This window comes from Paraniabella ginsengisoli (assembly GCF_022513635.1).
Taxonomy (GTDB): Bacteria; Bacteroidota; Bacteroidia; order Chitinophagales; family Chitinophagaceae; genus Niabella; species Niabella ginsengisoli.
This window is the reverse complement of the sequence record NZ_JAKWBL010000001.1, coordinates 901,370-917,680: the sequence shown is the minus strand read 5'-3', so window position 1 is coordinate 917,680 and position 16,311 is coordinate 901,370. Positions and strand designations below refer to the sequence as shown.

The window sequence follows — 16,311 nt, the reverse complement described above, 5'->3', positions numbered from 1 at the left end:
CTTTCAGAAGAGAAGATGAAAATATCAGCGATTTACAGCATTAAGTTGTGATATTAACTTAGTTTAAAAGGTAAAGTAAATTTGAAGTCGCTTCCTTTACCAGGCACACTTTCAACCCATATTCTGCCACCAAGTTTTTCTACAAATTCTTTGCATATAACCAGACCAAAACCTGTATTAGTTGAGGACAAGGACGACATACTTCCAAACAGATGTTCCTGATTGTTTTCACTTATACCAATACCATTATCTGATACAATTATTTCGACCCAATCCTCGGCCATAATTGTGAAGATCGTTACTTTACCTCCTTCACCTGTAAATTTAATGGCATTAGAAACCAGATTTCTCAAAATGGTTTTTAATATTTTATCATCAGTATAAATTTCCATGTTGGGAACAGTGATTGAAGACAGGTCAATATCCTTTATTTGTGCGATAGAATCAGATGAGATTACTATGTCTTTTATAACCTGGGCCAGATTGACCTTATGTGGACGATAAACAAGTTGCCCTGTTTGGGATTTAGTCCACTCCAAAAGGTTATCGAGTAACGAAAATGTATTTTCAGCCGTTGTATGTATCAGTCCCAAATACTCCCCTGCATCGTCCTGATTTAGATTTTCCGTGGGTTCTAATAATAATTTCGATAATAACTGGATGTTATAAATCGGGTTTCTCAAGTCATGAGCAATGATAGATAAAAGCGTATCTTTTGTAGCATTAAGCTCCTTAAACTGCGCTTCACTTTTCTTTATAATATCCTCTGCTTTTTTTGCTCTGTAACATCGCGAACAACGCCAATAAGAAATCTTTTTCCGCTAGCATCGAAAAACCTAGATTTACGTGTTGAAATGATCCGGGTAACGCCACTACTGAGGGTTAAAGACTCTTCCTTAATACTTTCTATACCTGTTGCCAGAACATGCCTGTCTATTTCCAGGAAGGAGTCCTTTTCATGCGGCAAAACATTTTCTAATAATTTCTGACCGATTATTTGCCCTCGCGACAATTCGAACATATTACAAAAAGCATCATTAACTAACAGCAGAGTGCTATCTTGATCTTTTACAAAAACAGAATCACCCATATTATTTAAAATAATATAGAGCAAACTTTCTCCGTTTGTATCAATCATCGTTTCATTTTTCAACGATGATTGACTAAGCAAACTGAAAATATTATCCGCCCTTATTAAATCTGCAATTTTATGATGTAGGTCATTTAGAGGTTCTGTGTTATTCATACATATTATTGTCCCGTTCTAAATAAAGAGGTATGGTTTTCATGCATCTGCTATCAGAATGAATAGCGGTTAAATAAAAATAATAAATTAGCGCAAATTATTCAAGATTTTAACAATGTCTCCGCTCTTACGCCCTTTATCAATTGATTCACAATGATAAAAACGACTATCCTTTCATGAAAAATCATACGAATGTAAAACTCGTTTAATTTATAATTACACTATCAAAATTTTTAAGGGTCGTTAATTGACTTCTACACTTTCCTTCCATGTAATTCCGCTTATGTCCACCAACTCCAAAGTATAACTTCCTTGTAAAAAGCTGAATTTTTCATCGATAAACTGAATCGTTGCTTTGGCCCCCAAGGGCAGTATTAAGCTATGCTTGCCAGGTTTCACCTTAGCAACATATGCATTCTTTATATGACCAGTTGTTAATTTCGAAAGGTGTTCTTGTTTCTGTCCGAAAACAATATTACCTTCTTTATCGGCCAATTTTATACCGATAAGAAAAGAGCCATACACATCTGCTCCCTCGTCCCGAAAAACGGTGAATGATAAAGTATTACCTTTAATATATGTATTGCTAATGTCGACGTGTGGACGAACGGAAAGATTGTGCAGCTTTCCATATACGCCGCCATGAAAGTATTGATTCGTAAATAAGGTTAATCCTAAAATTAAAATAGAACCTGTCAGAACAGTCATACGTAACCCTTTGCCTTCAAGTGGTAACATCCCTGAACCTAAAAGCTTAAACCACTTACTCCCTGTAAAAAGCTTTTTCTTTATAAAATAAGCATCCAGGGAATATTGCCCACCGCCAGAAAGAAAAACTGTAAACCCGGCAGCTACACCAAGTACGCCAATCTGCCATTCATCCAAACAAGTGGTTCCCAGCCAGCCGGATGCCAGGAGAATACCGAAGGCTAAGCTAAATACAACAATGCTCATCAGACGGGTAAATAAACCGAATATGAATAATAAGCCTGCTATCCCTTCGACGATCGTAAAAATGCTCATAGCCCACCAAAGTGCATCAGGGCTAGATACCAAATATTCTATAATGGGTTTTATACCCAATGCGTTTGGCAGAAAATGATTGAATTTTTCGCCGATATATCCGGCCTCGTCCGGGTTGAGTTTATTTTCTAAGATTAATCTTCTCCAGAAAGCTGAGAAATAAGTCCAACCTACCACCAAGCGTAATGCCAGGGTATATAACCCCTGATTCAAATATGTATTTTTTTCCATTCTTATGGATTTGAAATTAGATAATTTGATGCATCTGAAACCGCCAATAAGTATCGTTATTGGAGTTACAGATTCAATCAATCAAAAATCAAATCAGATATTGCTGGTGAAGGATATAAATAAGGACTGATCTAGCATAATCGTTTTCAGAAAAAGCTAATTCGATATAGCCAATTTTCGAGTTTTGCCAATTGAAAGGGTCAAACGCATGCAGAGACTTGTCAACATTTTTTTGTGAAATGATGCAGCTGAGCTTCTGTCATAATTCGCTCTTAAAAATGTATGACAAGCAGGAGCTTTATTAACTTTTATTGATAGATCGGCAATTGGTAGATCAAGAATTTGTTTGATCTCTCTTTTGGCTGAACAGGGAAGGAACAGCAAAACAGCTATTAGAAAGGTAGTGGCTTTGATGAATATATTTTTTGTATTACCTATCACTATACCGATATTTCATTTTATAAGAATGTCAAATATATCCATTTTTTGTATAGTGCTGGCGATGCTAAAATGCATTGTGTACATATAGTTTTTTTTTATTACATTTCTTGTCAACACCCTCGCTTTTGATCAATTATCTCGCACTCGTCCGGTGCGAATGAAAAATACTTGTTATGTACAAAACAATCTCAGCATTTTCATTTTATCACCAAATAGTGATATATTCGCTCACCTATTATTAAAATTATTGATCAACCTATGATGAATAAATGACCTTAAGCTAGTTTGATGAAAAACCACGCCGTGAGCTTTATCTGGAAACGCCAAGCACCTCCCCTTTTGATGGGGGTGCTTTATTGTGTGCCAATCGTTAGAAATATTTCTTGTCTTTTATTAATTCATTGAGGCAGAGCCAGTATCAACAATGGTTTTGAACGCAATTTTTATTTGCTCAACAGAATAGTGATGGCGCTTTAAGGTGTCAGCAAACTCTTCATTTAAAGCATTTACCATCTGCTCTATGCATTCGAATGATTGTAGAACAGTGATGGTAAACCTGACACCAGAATGCTTATGAGATACTGCAGGGAATATACCCAGATTTAATAAAAATCCCCTTTTCATCATTTGTTCAACAATTTCACAAGCCAATTCAGCTCTGGAAGTTGCCACGAAAAAAATAGCTGAGTCGTAATTTGAGATTAACGGTAGAGATGTTTTTTAAATAGTTCACGTGCATATTGTATCCTTTTGGTTAGTTCATCCTGAAGAACGTATATCTCATCTGTCAAGTGAATTTTTGCAGAGGCGATTGCCGCTCCCAATATTGCCGGTTGCAAAGGTCCTGAAGAGTTGAAGGTTGTGCCACAAGTTCTAACTTTCCTTGCCAATTCTTTATCAGGAAATACCAGTATTCCGCCGCCAGTCGCAAAACCTTTCGCCATCGAAGAAGCAACAATCATCTTACGATGTATCTGCTTATTACCTAAAACAAAGCCTCTTCCATTTCTGCCGAAAATACTCATACCGTGAGCGTCATCAATATATGCATAGAATGCAGGATATCTATTCAGAAAAGTAAATACATCCTTCAGAGGAAAGCGATCTCCAAACATCGAATAAATGCCATCTGCAAAATACCAAACTCGCTTAAATCTTTTTTGCAAAACTTTTATCCGCTCCTCCAAAAGATCGATTCGATTATGTCTGAGCACCTCAAAGTGAAGTGGCCAATTAGCTCTGAAAGTATTAATCCCACTCAAAACAGAATTATGTAGCTGCTGATCAACGATAACAGCATCCTCACTATTAAGTAACACGGGTATAGCAGAAAGATGGGCCAAGGTAGTAGACGGGGCTATAAGACAAGGTGCATCAAATATATGGCCCATCAAAGATTCTAATTCATCATAAAGTTCTAAAGATACATAGGCCCTGGATTCAGAGAATTGTGTTCCAAACCTGTTAATAGCATCAATTGCAGCATTCTTCAGGCGCGGATCATGTTCAAGCCCTAAATAACTGCATGATGTAAAGTTATGAAGCTGATACCTATTAATAACAATGGTGTTATTAATAGCCAAGTTGCCTTCCTGAATCAGATGTAATATACCCTTTTCAACTCCTTCAGTAATAGAGTGATCGATTGCTTTTAACAAAGTTTCGTGATTCATAAAGCGGTTAAATTCAGGACTGAAAATTAGAAAGAAATCAAATAGAAGTAGCACTATTTTTCACCGGATAGTAACAATTTATTTAAAGCAAAAGTTTAATTGTATAGGATGCAACATATACTGGCTAGCATTATTATCTATCTGAATATAGATGAGCGTTGAGGACTTATATAGCGACGTTTGAATATTTGTAAGTCAAGCCAAGTAGACGCTCCAGGGCTTTGAAAATTCTGTCTCTACCTTCCTGCGTAGTTACATCAATGCCACACATTGTGCTGCGATTCGATTTTGCATGAAGGATGGTATAATAGATGGCGGCAACAAAGATCGCAACTGTTGGCCGATAGTCGACATTGGTTCCTTCAAAAATTTCATCTGCTTTATTCAATATTATCTCGCCTAGTTCTTCCCGCTCATCAGACAAGGTTTTTATAGCTTTATTTTTCTCCGAAATGCCCCACAGAATAATTTTTTGCATTTCAGTGGATTTTTGCAGATAATCGAAATCATCTCTAAGAAGTTTTGCCATGAAAGCTTCGGTAATATCCGGTAATACGGGTGCTTCATTTTCTGTCAGCTTCTGTTCTTCCATTTTCCAGAAGTCTACTTGATTAAGATACGCTTTAATCAAGCCATCTAAATTTCCAAAGTATTTATAAATTAATTTTTTGGAGACACCGGATACCGTTTCAATTTTATTAATTCTTATATTTTTGTATCCTTCTTTAACAAGGATTTTACCGACTGCAGTTATCAGTTTTCCTTTAGTTCTCTCTTTATCATAAATTTCGCCTTTATGTATTTTTCTTTTCATAACGTAAAATAAAGTGTTCGAATCAAAGTATTTAAACTAAGATATATAAGCCAAGCCAGGTATTTCTGATCACCCACCTTATTTTCTCCAGTCCCCTATTAACCAAAGTAGTGGAGCTTTATAAGGTATAATTCTAATACTCAACAACTTTAAAGCATAATTAGCTATAAAATTTTATTGGGAAAATAAACTAAAAAGGCTTTACAATCATGTAAAGCCTTTACTTCGGTGGAGGATACCGGAGTCGAACCGACGACCTCTTGCATGCCATGCAAGCGCTCTAGCCAGCTGAGCTAATCCCCGTTAAATTAGTGGAGAGCGAAATTAAAGGAAACAATTAATTTATCCAATAAGATTTTGCTGAAATAGTTATTGAGCTTTTTTGCCTTTAGAAAGCTGTGGTATGTCAACCTCCCGTAATTTATCGGCTGTATTTCTAAGTGTGCTGGCAATTTTTTCATCAGCTTTTACGCCAATTGTTCGTGTCGCAATTTCTCTTACCACAAACGGCACTATTAATCGCGGCAGCCACCCTGCACGTTTTAATAATACTTTTCCTATTAAAAATTCCGTGGCCCTTTTAATTCCAAACTTAACAAGCGGGTTGGTTGTACTTGTCTGCAATGCGCCATGTGTCATTTCTTTTACAGCAGCAAAAGGATTTAATTCATCCTTTATCCCTTCAAAGGCCTGTTTTATATTCGCTTTACTCTCTGTCAGCCTGGATTTGAGACGGTCTTTCTCGTCCATCAAATCTTCGTAATTATCAATATTAGGTTTAGCCATAAATTTTATTTATAACAATGTTTCTGATCAGGTTTATAATCTTCTTTTTCAATAATACAATTATTAATAACACTAAAAACAACCCGCCAGCTACTATGAAGAAGCCCAGCATTTGATTATTTAACTTTTGCCCGATCCACCAGCTTAGTCCAAGGCAGGCAAAAAACATGGCAAAAAGAAAGAGGCCAAATAAAAAAAGCTGAGAACTAAAGAAGCTCCTAGTTTGCTTCCTTTGTCCGCGATGCGTACAGTCGATAGTCGATAATAAGTTTTCGCTATGTCTTCTACATTATCAACAATGTCATCTAACTTGTCTTTTATATCGAACATGGAATTAGTTTGAGTAGTTAAATAAAAAGGTTGCCTGCAAAATTTGTCACAATAAATGCTATTATGAAAAACCTACGGGCAACCCCCTTTCAGCTAACGATTATATTAGCTTATCTGATTGGAATATTCTTCTGAAGCATCTTGTGCTTTGCTCTTTACTTTCTTAAAATTTGCCTTCGCCTTGTGGGAGAGATCCGACAGATTTTCTTTTCCTGATTCGATAAGGCTACCTAATGAGTCGGCCCAATCGTCAGCAGTATGTTTAATTTTCTTTCTTGTTTTTTTCCCTTCTTCGGTGTAAAACAATAACCCTATTGCTACGCCTGCCGCCGCTGCACCTAAAATACCAAGCAAGATTTTGTCTTTATTTTTCATAATTTAACTGTTTTAGTATTAACTAATTAATTTCTTTAATTACATACCCAAAAAACCGTACCAAAAAGCCACAAGCCGTAAAGAATTAAAAATTTAATCAAAAATAGAAATTTTAAAAATCAATCTCCTAAATTCTCTACTTCCTTATTCAACCACCTTTTTACAGCAGCGGTCGTTATTGATTTTGGTCTTTCAAGAGGCATACCTAACGCTCTGTCCCAACAAAGGCTCGAAAGAACACCCAGCGAACGGCTTACAGCGAAAAGCACGGTGTAGTATTCATACTCAACCATTCCGTAATGTACCAGCAATGCGCCGCTGTGCGCATCTACATTAGGCCATGGATTTTTACTTTTCCTAAAGATTGTAAAATAGGTGGCACCGTTTCATATATCCGCCAAACGGTGTTCACCAAGGGATCGTCAGGCATATGCTTTTTCCCAAAGTCCATCTGCGCCGAAAAACGAGGATCAGTTTTACGAAGTACAGCATGACCGTAACCAGGAACAACTTTACCTTCCGACAAAGTCTTTTCTACATATTCTTTAATCTGCTCAGCCGTTGGTTCGTCAGTGTTTAATTCCTTCTGCATTTCAAATATCCACTTAATCACCTCCTGATTAGCCAAACCATGTAAAGGCCCTGCCAATCCATTCATACCGGCAGCATAGCTCAAATAAGGATCGCTAAGTGCAGAACCCACCAAGTGCGTTGTATGCGCAGAAACATTGCCACCTTCATGGTCAGCATGAATCACCATATACAAACGCATCAGTTCTTTAAACTGTTCGTCGTCATAACCCAGCATATGTGCAAAGTTGCCAGCCCAATCCAGTAAGCCGTCTGGCTGCAAAGCCTTGCCCTGTTTGTATTTGCGGCGATATACATATGCAGCAATATGCGGAATGCGTGCAATCAGATCTAAAGTATCTTCAAACGTAGCAGCCCAATAATCTTTTTTACTCATCCCCTCCGCATATCTTTTTGCAAAAGTACTTCCACCTTGCAACGCCATAATTCCCACCACAAACATGGTCATCGGATGCGTTTCTTTAGGAAGCGCACTCATGGTCTCAAAAACATAAGAAGGTACATGGCTCCGGCGTTGTAATATCGAAGTAAGGTTTTCCACTTCTTCCAAAGTAGGTATTTCTCCAACCAACATCAGGTAAAACAAAGCCTCTGGCAGGGGTTCGCTACCGCCATTAGCTTTTGGTAATTTCTCCCTTAGTTCATCTATCGAATGTCTTCTAAAGCGTATTCCATCCTGAGCGTCCAATAAAGAAGTTTCTGTAATCAATGCTGTCATACCGCGCATCCCCTGATAAACCTGGGCAAGCGTTGTTTCACCAATGACCGTATCTCCATGTTCTTTCAGTATAGCTTTAATTTCATCGCCCAGCTTATCAGCCTGCGCCTTAAACTTTTGTTTCAGCATTTCCATAACACGTAAAATATTTGTTCTTTGATTATTCGGGTAAGCGTTCGCGCTAAAGATAATTAAAGGCAAGTGGTTCAGCAAATTATCTTACAGTTTTAACAGCAGTGTATTTACGGAAACGATTGCACCAGATATTCCATGCTTTGAAACATGTAAACAAGGTTTTATTTGACCGGCAATAAATATATGGTATCGGTATTGCCACGCTCGTTTTATCGTCCCGATCACAATTCATCCTACATAAACGACATGTAGTATACAGGGAACCTAAACGCGTTCTTGCAAAATCCTTCCTAAAATATTGATCACAATGTATTAAATATCAAAATTCAACTATTTTTGGCGGCTGAATGAAGATAATCGACTGGTTTATATTAAAACGTCTGCTAGTAACATTTATATTTTGTATGTTATTATTTACTGTTATCGCGGTTGCCGTTGATAGCAGCGAAAAGACAGACGACTTTGTAAAAACCGGATTGAGCAATTGGGAAATCTTTACACAATATTATATAGGCTTTATTCCTTTCATCTGGAGTTTGCTGTTTCCATTATTTGTATTTATTGCTGTTATATTCTTTACCAGCAAAATGGCCATGCGAAGCGAAGTAATTGCAATACTGGCCAGCGGCACATCTTTCAATCGTTATTTAAGGCCATATATAATTGGAGGCATTTTGCTGGCCGCTGTGTTGTTTATGGGCAGGTATTATTTTATTCCAAAAGCCAATGTGATTTACACTACATTTATGCAGCAAAAGCTTGACAAGCACAACCCGCTGAAAAACCGTCAGGAAACCAGTTGCTCCAATTGCTTTTATAAACGCATAGACAGCATTTCCTACATGGGCATAAAGAACTTTAATCCTGAAACACAGACCAGCGGCATATTTTTTATGGAGCGCGTAAAAAAGGAAAAGTTGTTTACAACCTGCGTGCTGAAGCGCTAAAATGGGACACAACCGGGAAAAAGAAAAGATGGGTGGCAACAAATGTTGTAGAACGTTTTGTTGACAGCCTGGGCGAACGTGTAAAATATTATACCGAGAAAGACGTAAAGCTGAATATATTGCCTACAGAACTTATACGCGACGAATATCAAAAAGATAAACTTACTACGCCTCAACTAATAGACTTTATTAAGAAGGAAGAACTCAGAGGCACTGAAGGACTTAATACATTGAAGGTAGAGCTATACAAGCGTTCGGCAACACCATTTACCGTTTTGCTGCTTACAATTATAGGCGCTGTTATTGCCTGCAGAAAAACCCGCGGAGGCAGCGGGTTGCATATGGCTTTGGGTATTTTGATTGCGGCTGTGTTCATTATCGCCGATCAATTCTCAACTGTATTTGCTGTTAAAGGCAACTTCTCTCCTTTCCTTGCTGCCTGGTTGCCTAATATCGTGTTCTTTTGTGTTGCGGTACGATTGTACTTTACAACACCTAAATAATCTCTGTTCATATACAGATCACAATCTCGTCTTCAACTTCAGCACCATTTCTTCTTTCCAACTTGCGTAATCGCCTGTTACAATATGTTTTCTTGCTTCGCCCACAAGCCATAAATAAAAGCTTAAATTATGAACGCTGGCAATGGTAAGCGCAAGTAGTTCCTTGGCTTTAAACAAATGCCGTAAATACGATTTGGAATAATATTGACTCATTTCGCAAGGCAATGCTTCATCTATCGGAGAAAAATCAAACTCCCATTTTTTATTATCAATATTAATAACTCCCTGTGTTGTGAACAACATGGCGTTGCGGCCATTTCTGGTTGGCATCACACAATCAAACATATCAATGCCCAGTCCAATACATTCTAAAATATTCCATGGCGTTCCTACACCCATTAAATAGCGCGGCTTCTGTTGTGGCAAATGCTGGCAACACCAATCGCAGATTTCATACATCACCGGTTCGGGTTCGCCAACGCTTAATCCGCCAATAGCATTGCCCGGGGCATCTTTCGAAGCAATATATTCGCAGGATTGTTTCCGCAAATCTTTAAAAGTTCCGCCTTGCACAATGGGAAATAAATTCTGTGTATAGCCGTATTTATCAGGTGTAGCATTAAATTGTGTAAAACAACGATCCAGCCAGCGATGTGTCAATTCCATGCTTTTATGCGCATATCCATAATCACTTCCGCCAGGCGGACATTCATCGAAAGCCATAATAATGTCGCCGCCGATACTTCGCTGTATGTCCATCACCTTTTCAGGTGTAAATAAATGTTTACTTCCATCTATATGCGATTGAAAGGTGACCCCTTCTTCTTTTATTTTTCTGGTTCCTGCTAAAGAAAAAACCTGGTAACCACCACTATCGGTGAGTATAGGTTTATCCCAATGATTAAACTGGTGCAAACCTCCAGCTTTTTCAAGTACATCTGTTCCCGGTCTTAGGTATAAATGATAAGTATTTCCTAAAATAATCTGTGCTTTAACATCGCTTTGTAGCAATTGCTGTGATACTCCTTTCACACTTCCGACAGTGCCAACCGGCATAAAAATGGGCGTTTGTATTTCGCCGTGATCGGTAGTAATTACCCCTGCCCGCGCATTGGACTTCTGATCCTTGTGTTGTAGCTCAAAACTTAGTGTTGCCATTGCCGCAAAAGTAATCAGTTAAGAATATATTTGCGCCATGCAGTTCTCGGCTGATATTATCCTTTACATTTTTATTTTCGTTAGTGCTGTTTTAACCGGCTATTATCTGTATTTTTTGCCAGATTAGCGTTTTACAGAACTAAAGCCAGAACCACCTTTCAAAACCCTGCTTCCATCATTGTCTGCGCGAGAAACGAACAACATAATCTTGAGAAAAATCTCCCTACCCTACTCCAACAGAATCTTGACAATGGATATGAATTGGTTTTGGTAAATGACAATTCTGAAGATGATACAAAGCAGGTATTACAGTGGATGGCGAGAAATAATCCTTTGCTCCGCGTTGTAAATATTGAGCGCAAGGGCAATGACCGCATCGGTAAAAAATACCCTTTGTCAATTGGTATACGTGAAGCAAAAAATGAACATTTCTTGCTTATCGATGCAGATTGTGTACCTGCATCCAATCAATGGGCACAAAAAATGATGGATGCTTTTGAACAAGATATTGAAATTGTTTTAGGCTACGGCGCATACGAAAAACACCCCGGCTTATTGAATAAGATCATTCGTTTTGAAACCTTCCATAGCGCACTTCAATATTTGTCTTATGCTTTGGCAGGACAAGCTTACATGGGCGTAGGACGAAACTTAAGTTACAAAAAAGAAGTATTTTTTAGACATAAAGGATTTGCATCCATCAGCCATATTCCCGGTGGAGATGATGATCTTTTCATCAGCAAAGCTGCAAAGAACAACAATACTGCAATCGTAATTGATACTGATGCACATACCATTAGTGTTCCACAAAAAACATGGCAAAACTGGAGGCGCCAAAAAACCAGACACTATAGCACTTCAAAATACTACAAGCCGAAACATAAGCTATTATTAGGATTGTACAGCCTTTCCCAATTTTTGTTTTATCCATTATTGATCGCTGCGGCAGTCATTTCGGGATGGCAAATAGCTTTAGCGGCATTTGTTATAAAATCAACCATACAGTATATTATTTTTTCTAAAGCCATGAAAAGATTGAATGAAACGGACCTCATCAAATGGATTTTTTCATGGATGTATGGATGATGTTTTATTACCTGTTTTTTGCCAACACGCTCTGGAAGAAGGAAAAGAAAACATGGTGAATGTAAAGTGATGGCAGTGGAGCGTTGACAGATGACAGGGATTGTAAAATCCAATAACTTTAATTTTATAAAATGGATATTCTTCTAAAATACTTTTCAGAATTTTCAGAAACACAACTCAAACAGTTTGCATCTTTAGAATCATTATATAAAGAATGGAACGAGAAGATCAATGTGATCAGCAGAAAAGACATCGACAGTCTTTATGAAAAACACGTGTTGCATTCTTTGGCGATCGCTGCGGCATTTAATTTTGATGCGGAATCAAAAATTGTGGATCTGGGTTCTGGTGGCGGATTTCCTGCTGTACCACTTGCTATTTTTTTCCAGACGTACATTTTCATGCGGTGGACAGCATTGCCAAGAAACTAAAAGTAGTGCAAGAGGTTTCGGATGCTATCGGATTGAAAAATATAACTGTTCAACATACAAGAGTTGAAGAAATAAAAAATAGAAAATTTGACTACGTTATATCTCGCGCTGTAGCGCCGTTAAAAGATTTGTGGACTTGGGGAAGGCCGTTGATTCAGAAAAACCTCACCCCAGCCCCTCTCCCAAGGGAGAGGGGAGTGACGGCGCTCCTGCACCAGGACTGATTTGCCTGAAAGGCGGCGACCTTGCGCTTGAAATTCAGGAAAGCGGCACCAAGCCTTATGTGACAGCTATTAAAGATATTTTTAAAGAAGACTTCTTTGAAGAGAAGTATATTTTATATGTACCGAAGTAAGGATCATAGTTCATGGCTTATGGTTCATAGCTTAATTACTCATAATGGAGCAGCTGATTCAACATCTTAAAAATTATTATCCGCTTAGCGACAAGGCAAACGAAGCTTTGATGAACTGCCTTGAAGAGAGAGTGTATGCGAAAAATGATTTTCTTATAAAAAAAGGTCGTATATGCCGTCATTTTTATTTTCTACAACACGGCGCTTTGCGCGGTTTTTATCATTTGAATGATAAAGAAGTAACGCATTGGTTTGGATTTGAAAACACGTTTATTACTTCTTTTCACAGCTACATAACGGAACAAACATCCATTGAAAATATCCAGTTTTTAGAAGGCAGTGTTCTTTGGGCCATTTCAAAAAAGAGCTAACTGGTTTGTTTAATGAATTTCATGAAATAGAAAGACTGGTACGGATCATCTATGAAAAGTATTACATACAACTGGAAGAACGCTATGTAAATGCCCAGTTCAAAACAGCATCCGAATTATATGATGACCTGATTAAAAACGCACCGCATATACTTGAAAGAGTGCCGCTTGGTTACATATCATCTTATTTAGGCATCACCCAGGAAACGCTTAGCCGCATCAGAAAACTGCATTAACAATTTCAAAAGTATTTTTTGATAAATATCAAATAGTCTCGATCATTGTCCATTTAGCTTTGTTCTAACAAAACAAAAAATTATGGAATCGAAACAATTTCAAAAACCATCAAATGCATTTATTGGCGCTTCATGGTCTGCGCTGCTGATTGGCGTAACTGCTTACATTATTGGATTATGGAATGCTGAAATGCAGCTAAACGAAAAAGGATATTATTTTACGGTGTTAATGTTTGGATTATTCTCGGCAATCTCCGTACAAAAAGCCGTGCGTGATCAGTTAGAAGGCATACCGGTTACAAACCTATATTATAGCATCGCATGGTTTGCCACCATTTTATCAATTGTATTAATTACCGTTGGACTGTGGAATGCTGAACTTACCAGAAGTGAAAAAGGCTTTTACGCCATGTCGTTTGTGTTAAGTATTTTTTCAGCCATTGCTGTGCAGAAAAATACAAGAGACGCGAGGATTGCGGAGGATAAAAATGGCGATAATAATTCAACTGAATCCAAATATTAAAATGGTGGATAGTCCATTGTCCATGGACTATCCACCAAAAACTCATTCTCCTTTCGAACTGTTCGAGGCGTCCTCGCCTCGAACGTTTATGCTATCGCCTCTTGGCGATTATAAAACACTTGTCGCCCGGAGGCAACAACATAGCGAATACGAGGCGAGGACGCCTCGTATAGCACAAGCCTACAATCATTCCCCTTTCAAATCCAACCTTATTTGCAACTCGGTAAATTGTTTGTCATCGATTGCCGATGGCGCATCGATCATTACATCGCGGCCACTATTGTTTTTAGGGAAAGCGATAAAATCGCGAATACTTTCGCTGCCGCCTAAAATAGAACAAAGCCTGTCGAAGCCAAACGCAATACCACCGTGTGGTGGCGCACCATATTCAAATGCTCCTAAAAGGAAGCCAAATTTATGTTGCTGCTCCTGCTCATCCATACCCAATGCTTCAAACATTTTTTGCTGCAATTCTTTCTGGAAGATACGGATGCTTCCGCCGCCAATTTCGTTACCGTTCAATACCATATCATAAGCATTGGCTTTGATATTGGCGTACGGATGTTTTAGATATTCAGCAGCATTTTCAATAACCGGATTGTTGTTAATCATTATATCAATATCCGAAGGCTTAGGCGATGTAAATGGATGATGGCGCGCTACCCAACGATTGTCTTCTTCGGCATACTCAAACAATGGGAAATCCAACACCCACAATAGTTTAAACTCATCATCTTTTCTAAAGCCTAATCTTTTGCCCATTTCCAAACGCAGTTCGCTGGTGGCTTTGCGGGTTCTTTCTTCAGCACCAGCTAATATTAATACAAGATCGCCAGCTTTCGCTCCGGCCGCATCAGCAATGGCTTTCAGCTTATCTTCACTATAAAATTTATCTACACTACTTTTATAAGTTCCATCTGCATTGCATTTGATAAACACCAAACCTTTCATACCAATCTGCGGACGCTTTACCCATTCTGTCAATTCATCGGTTTGCTTGCGCGTGTATTCGCTACCACCCGGTACAGCAATAGCAATAACGGTTTCAGCCGAATTGAATACCTGAAAATTAGCACCGTCTACTAAATGCGTATTCTCTTCTTTATCTGTAAAAATATGTTTAGGATATTTGATATTGAGTAGCTTCATACCAAAGCGAATGTCCGGCTTATCATTACCATATTGCCACATCGCTTCCTGCCAGCTCATGCGTTCTACTGCTTCGCTGTAATCAATTCCTTTTACTGTTTTGAAAATATATTTGATCAGGTTTTCAAACATATTCAAAATATCTTCCTGTTCCACAAAACACATTTCGCAATCTATCTGTGTAAACTCAGGTTGGCGATCTGCACGCAAATCCTCGTCTCGAAAGCATTTTACAATCTGATAATAGCGATCGTAACCGCTTACCATCAATAATTGCTTAAAGGTTTGTGGCGATTGAGGCAAGGCATAAAACTCACCGGGATTCATGCGGCTTGGCACCACAAAATCTCTTGCTCCTTCCGGTGTGGATTTGATAAGGAACGGAGTTTCTATATCCATAAAATTTTGCTGATGCAGATAATCGCGTGTGGCGCGGTTAACGGCATAGCGCAATTCCAAATTTTTCTTAACAGCATTACGGCGAAGATCGAGATAACGATACTTCATTCGGAGGTCGTCGCCACCATCCGTATCATCCTGAATAGTAAAAGGCGGTGTGACACTTTTATTTAAAATAGTAAAGCTTTCTACTAACAACTCCACATCTCCGGTTGGAATGTTGGGGTTTTTATTACTGCGTTCGTTTACCTTCCCGGTTGCCTGCAACACAAATTCGCGCCCTAAAGGATTTTCATCTAAAAGCGTATTCAACGATTCATTAAATAACAACTGGGTAATACCATAACGATCGCGCAGATCAACGAAAGTAATGCTGCCAAACTTACGAACCGTTTGCACCCAACCAGCCAGGGTAACTTCTTTATTTACGTTTTCGCTTCTTAATTCACCACAGGTATGCGTACGAAACATTATTATAGTTTTTCTTTTTGATGGATGACATTTATTCTACTGATGAACGGAGCGTCGCAAATTCGTCGCTATATATTCACCAGTCGGTAACATCATTTTTATGGGTTGCAAATATACCATGATTGGTCGATTTGCAGCCATTTGTAAAGGATTTGAAGGCATAAAAGCCAAATTTAACATCATCTCCTGTCAAATAACGCATTTAAGCGATGGCATTCATTTGCTTTGCGTGTGCCGTTTAAATAACTTGCTGCTACTTAGCAACCTCAAACAACTCCAATGCCTGATGTAAAAACCGAAAAAAGAAATCGCTTTCGTC

Annotated in this window: 19 protein-coding genes, 1 tRNA gene and 1 pseudogene; 8 read left to right on the top strand and 13 right to left on the bottom strand. The window is 38.3% G+C overall.

Translation table 11 applies throughout. From position 1 onward, the window contains the following. Nucleotides 1–53 precede the first annotated feature (53 nt). The 11 genes from MKP09_RS27255 to MKP09_RS05170 all read right to left on the bottom strand — a co-directional run bounded on the left by MKP09_RS27255 (nucleotide 54) and on the right by MKP09_RS05170 (nucleotide 8,429). Nucleotides 54–758 (bottom strand): sensor histidine kinase, encoded by a 705-nt coding sequence (locus MKP09_RS27255; RefSeq protein ID WP_317235253.1) that lies wholly within the window; start codon nucleotides 756–758, stop codon nucleotides 54–56. After that, on the bottom strand, nucleotides 755–1,246 hold the full coding sequence (locus tag MKP09_RS05210) for a PAS domain-containing protein (RefSeq protein ID WP_240826736.1): 492 nt from the start codon (nucleotides 1,244–1,246) through the stop codon (nucleotides 755–757). Before MKP09_RS05210 ends, MKP09_RS27255 begins: the two co-directional genes overlap by 4 nt. Before the next feature lie 243 nt (nucleotides 1,247–1,489). Beyond that, the gene (locus MKP09_RS05205; protein WP_240826735.1) at nucleotides 1,490–2,500 is read right to left on the bottom strand and encodes a TQO small subunit DoxD; all 1,011 of its coding nucleotides are present in this window, start codon (nucleotides 2,498–2,500) and stop codon (nucleotides 1,490–1,492) included. Nucleotides 2,501–3,334: 834 nt separating this feature from the next. Then, complete coding sequence (locus MKP09_RS05200; protein ID WP_240826734.1) at nucleotides 3,335–3,613, bottom strand: hypothetical protein; 279 nt, start codon at nucleotides 3,611–3,613, stop codon at nucleotides 3,335–3,337. 29 nt (nucleotides 3,614–3,642) lie between these two features. Then, nucleotides 3,643–4,599, bottom strand: a complete 957-nt coding sequence (locus tag MKP09_RS05195; RefSeq protein WP_240826733.1) for an aminotransferase class I/II-fold pyridoxal phosphate-dependent enzyme — start codon at nucleotides 4,597–4,599, stop codon at nucleotides 3,643–3,645. Nucleotides 4,600–4,780: 181 nt separating this feature from the next. Continuing rightward, entirely contained in the window at nucleotides 4,781–5,428 is a 648-nt protein-coding gene (locus tag MKP09_RS05190) for a TetR/AcrR family transcriptional regulator (RefSeq protein WP_240826732.1), read from the bottom strand. A gap of 229 nt (nucleotides 5,429–5,657) precedes the next feature. Then, nucleotides 5,658–5,730, bottom strand: a tRNA-Ala gene (locus MKP09_RS05185). A gap of 67 nt (nucleotides 5,731–5,797) precedes the next feature. Further along, the gene (locus MKP09_RS05180; RefSeq protein WP_240826731.1) at nucleotides 5,798–6,214 is read right to left on the bottom strand and encodes a hypothetical protein; all 417 of its coding nucleotides are present in this window, start codon (nucleotides 6,212–6,214) and stop codon (nucleotides 5,798–5,800) included. Between the two features lie 435 nt (nucleotides 6,215–6,649). Then, a complete protein-coding gene (locus MKP09_RS05175) occupies nucleotides 6,650–6,919 on the bottom strand; it encodes a YtxH domain-containing protein (protein ID WP_240826730.1) in 270 nt (89 codons plus the stop codon). A 119-nt stretch (nucleotides 6,920–7,038) separates the two neighbouring features. Continuing rightward, nucleotides 7,039–7,230 (bottom strand): citrate/2-methylcitrate synthase, encoded by a 192-nt coding sequence (locus tag MKP09_RS25465; RefSeq protein WP_262915122.1) that lies wholly within the window; start codon nucleotides 7,228–7,230, stop codon nucleotides 7,039–7,041. A 17-nt stretch (nucleotides 7,231–7,247) separates the two neighbouring features. Then, a complete protein-coding gene (locus MKP09_RS05170; protein WP_262915121.1) occupies nucleotides 7,248–8,429 on the bottom strand; it encodes a citrate (Si)-synthase in 1,182 nt (393 codons plus the stop codon). 338 nt (nucleotides 8,430–8,767) lie between these two features. Here MKP09_RS05170 and MKP09_RS25460 point away from each other — a divergent pair, with 338 nt between their 5' ends. After that, nucleotides 8,768–9,310 (top strand): LptF/LptG family permease, encoded by a 543-nt coding sequence (locus MKP09_RS25460; protein ID WP_262915120.1) that lies wholly within the window; start codon nucleotides 8,768–8,770, stop codon nucleotides 9,308–9,310. Continuing rightward, the gene (locus MKP09_RS25455) at nucleotides 9,250–9,813 is read left to right on the top strand and encodes an LptF/LptG family permease (protein WP_394801034.1); all 564 of its coding nucleotides are present in this window, start codon (nucleotides 9,250–9,252) and stop codon (nucleotides 9,811–9,813) included. Before MKP09_RS25460 ends, MKP09_RS25455 begins: the two co-directional genes overlap by 61 nt. 18 nt (nucleotides 9,814–9,831) lie before the next feature. Here MKP09_RS25455 and tgt read toward each other — a convergent pair whose 3' ends face one another. After that, complete coding sequence (tgt, locus tag MKP09_RS05160; RefSeq protein WP_240826729.1) at nucleotides 9,832–10,971, bottom strand: tRNA guanosine(34) transglycosylase Tgt; 1,140 nt, start codon at nucleotides 10,969–10,971, stop codon at nucleotides 9,832–9,834. Between the two features lie 174 nt (nucleotides 10,972–11,145). Here tgt and MKP09_RS05155 point away from each other — a divergent pair, with 174 nt between their 5' ends. The 6 genes and pseudogenes from MKP09_RS05155 to yiaA all read left to right on the top strand — a co-directional run bounded on the left by MKP09_RS05155 (nucleotide 11,146) and on the right by yiaA (nucleotide 13,973). Then, on the top strand, nucleotides 11,146–12,057 hold the full coding sequence (locus MKP09_RS05155; RefSeq protein ID WP_317235252.1) for a glycosyltransferase: 912 nt from the start codon (nucleotides 11,146–11,148) through the stop codon (nucleotides 12,055–12,057). Between the two features lie 131 nt (nucleotides 12,058–12,188). Further along, nucleotides 12,189–12,712: pseudogene (rsmG, locus tag MKP09_RS27880) on the top strand (16S rRNA (guanine(527)-N(7))-methyltransferase RsmG). Next, entirely contained in the window at nucleotides 12,625–12,843 is a 219-nt protein-coding gene (locus MKP09_RS05140; protein ID WP_240829468.1) for a hypothetical protein, read from the top strand. The pseudogene rsmG and the gene MKP09_RS05140 overlap by 88 nt, the downstream one beginning before the upstream one ends. 44 nt (nucleotides 12,844–12,887) lie before the next feature. Then, on the top strand, nucleotides 12,888–13,214 hold the full coding sequence (locus MKP09_RS05135) for a Crp/Fnr family transcriptional regulator (protein ID WP_240826726.1): 327 nt from the start codon (nucleotides 12,888–12,890) through the stop codon (nucleotides 13,212–13,214). 5 nt (nucleotides 13,215–13,219) lie between these two features. After that, entirely contained in the window at nucleotides 13,220–13,450 is a 231-nt protein-coding gene (locus tag MKP09_RS05130) for a cyclic nucleotide-binding domain-containing protein (RefSeq protein ID WP_240826725.1), read from the top strand. An 82-nt stretch (nucleotides 13,451–13,532) separates the two neighbouring features. After that, complete coding sequence (gene yiaA, locus MKP09_RS05125; RefSeq protein ID WP_240826724.1) at nucleotides 13,533–13,973, top strand: inner membrane protein YiaA; 441 nt, start codon at nucleotides 13,533–13,535, stop codon at nucleotides 13,971–13,973. A 186-nt stretch (nucleotides 13,974–14,159) separates the two neighbouring features. On the opposite strand, the gene aspS is transcribed toward yiaA, so the two are convergent. Continuing rightward, the gene (gene aspS / locus MKP09_RS05120) at nucleotides 14,160–15,992 is read right to left on the bottom strand and encodes an aspartate--tRNA ligase (protein WP_240826723.1); all 1,833 of its coding nucleotides are present in this window, start codon (nucleotides 15,990–15,992) and stop codon (nucleotides 14,160–14,162) included. Nucleotides 15,993–16,311: the final 319 nt, after the last annotated feature.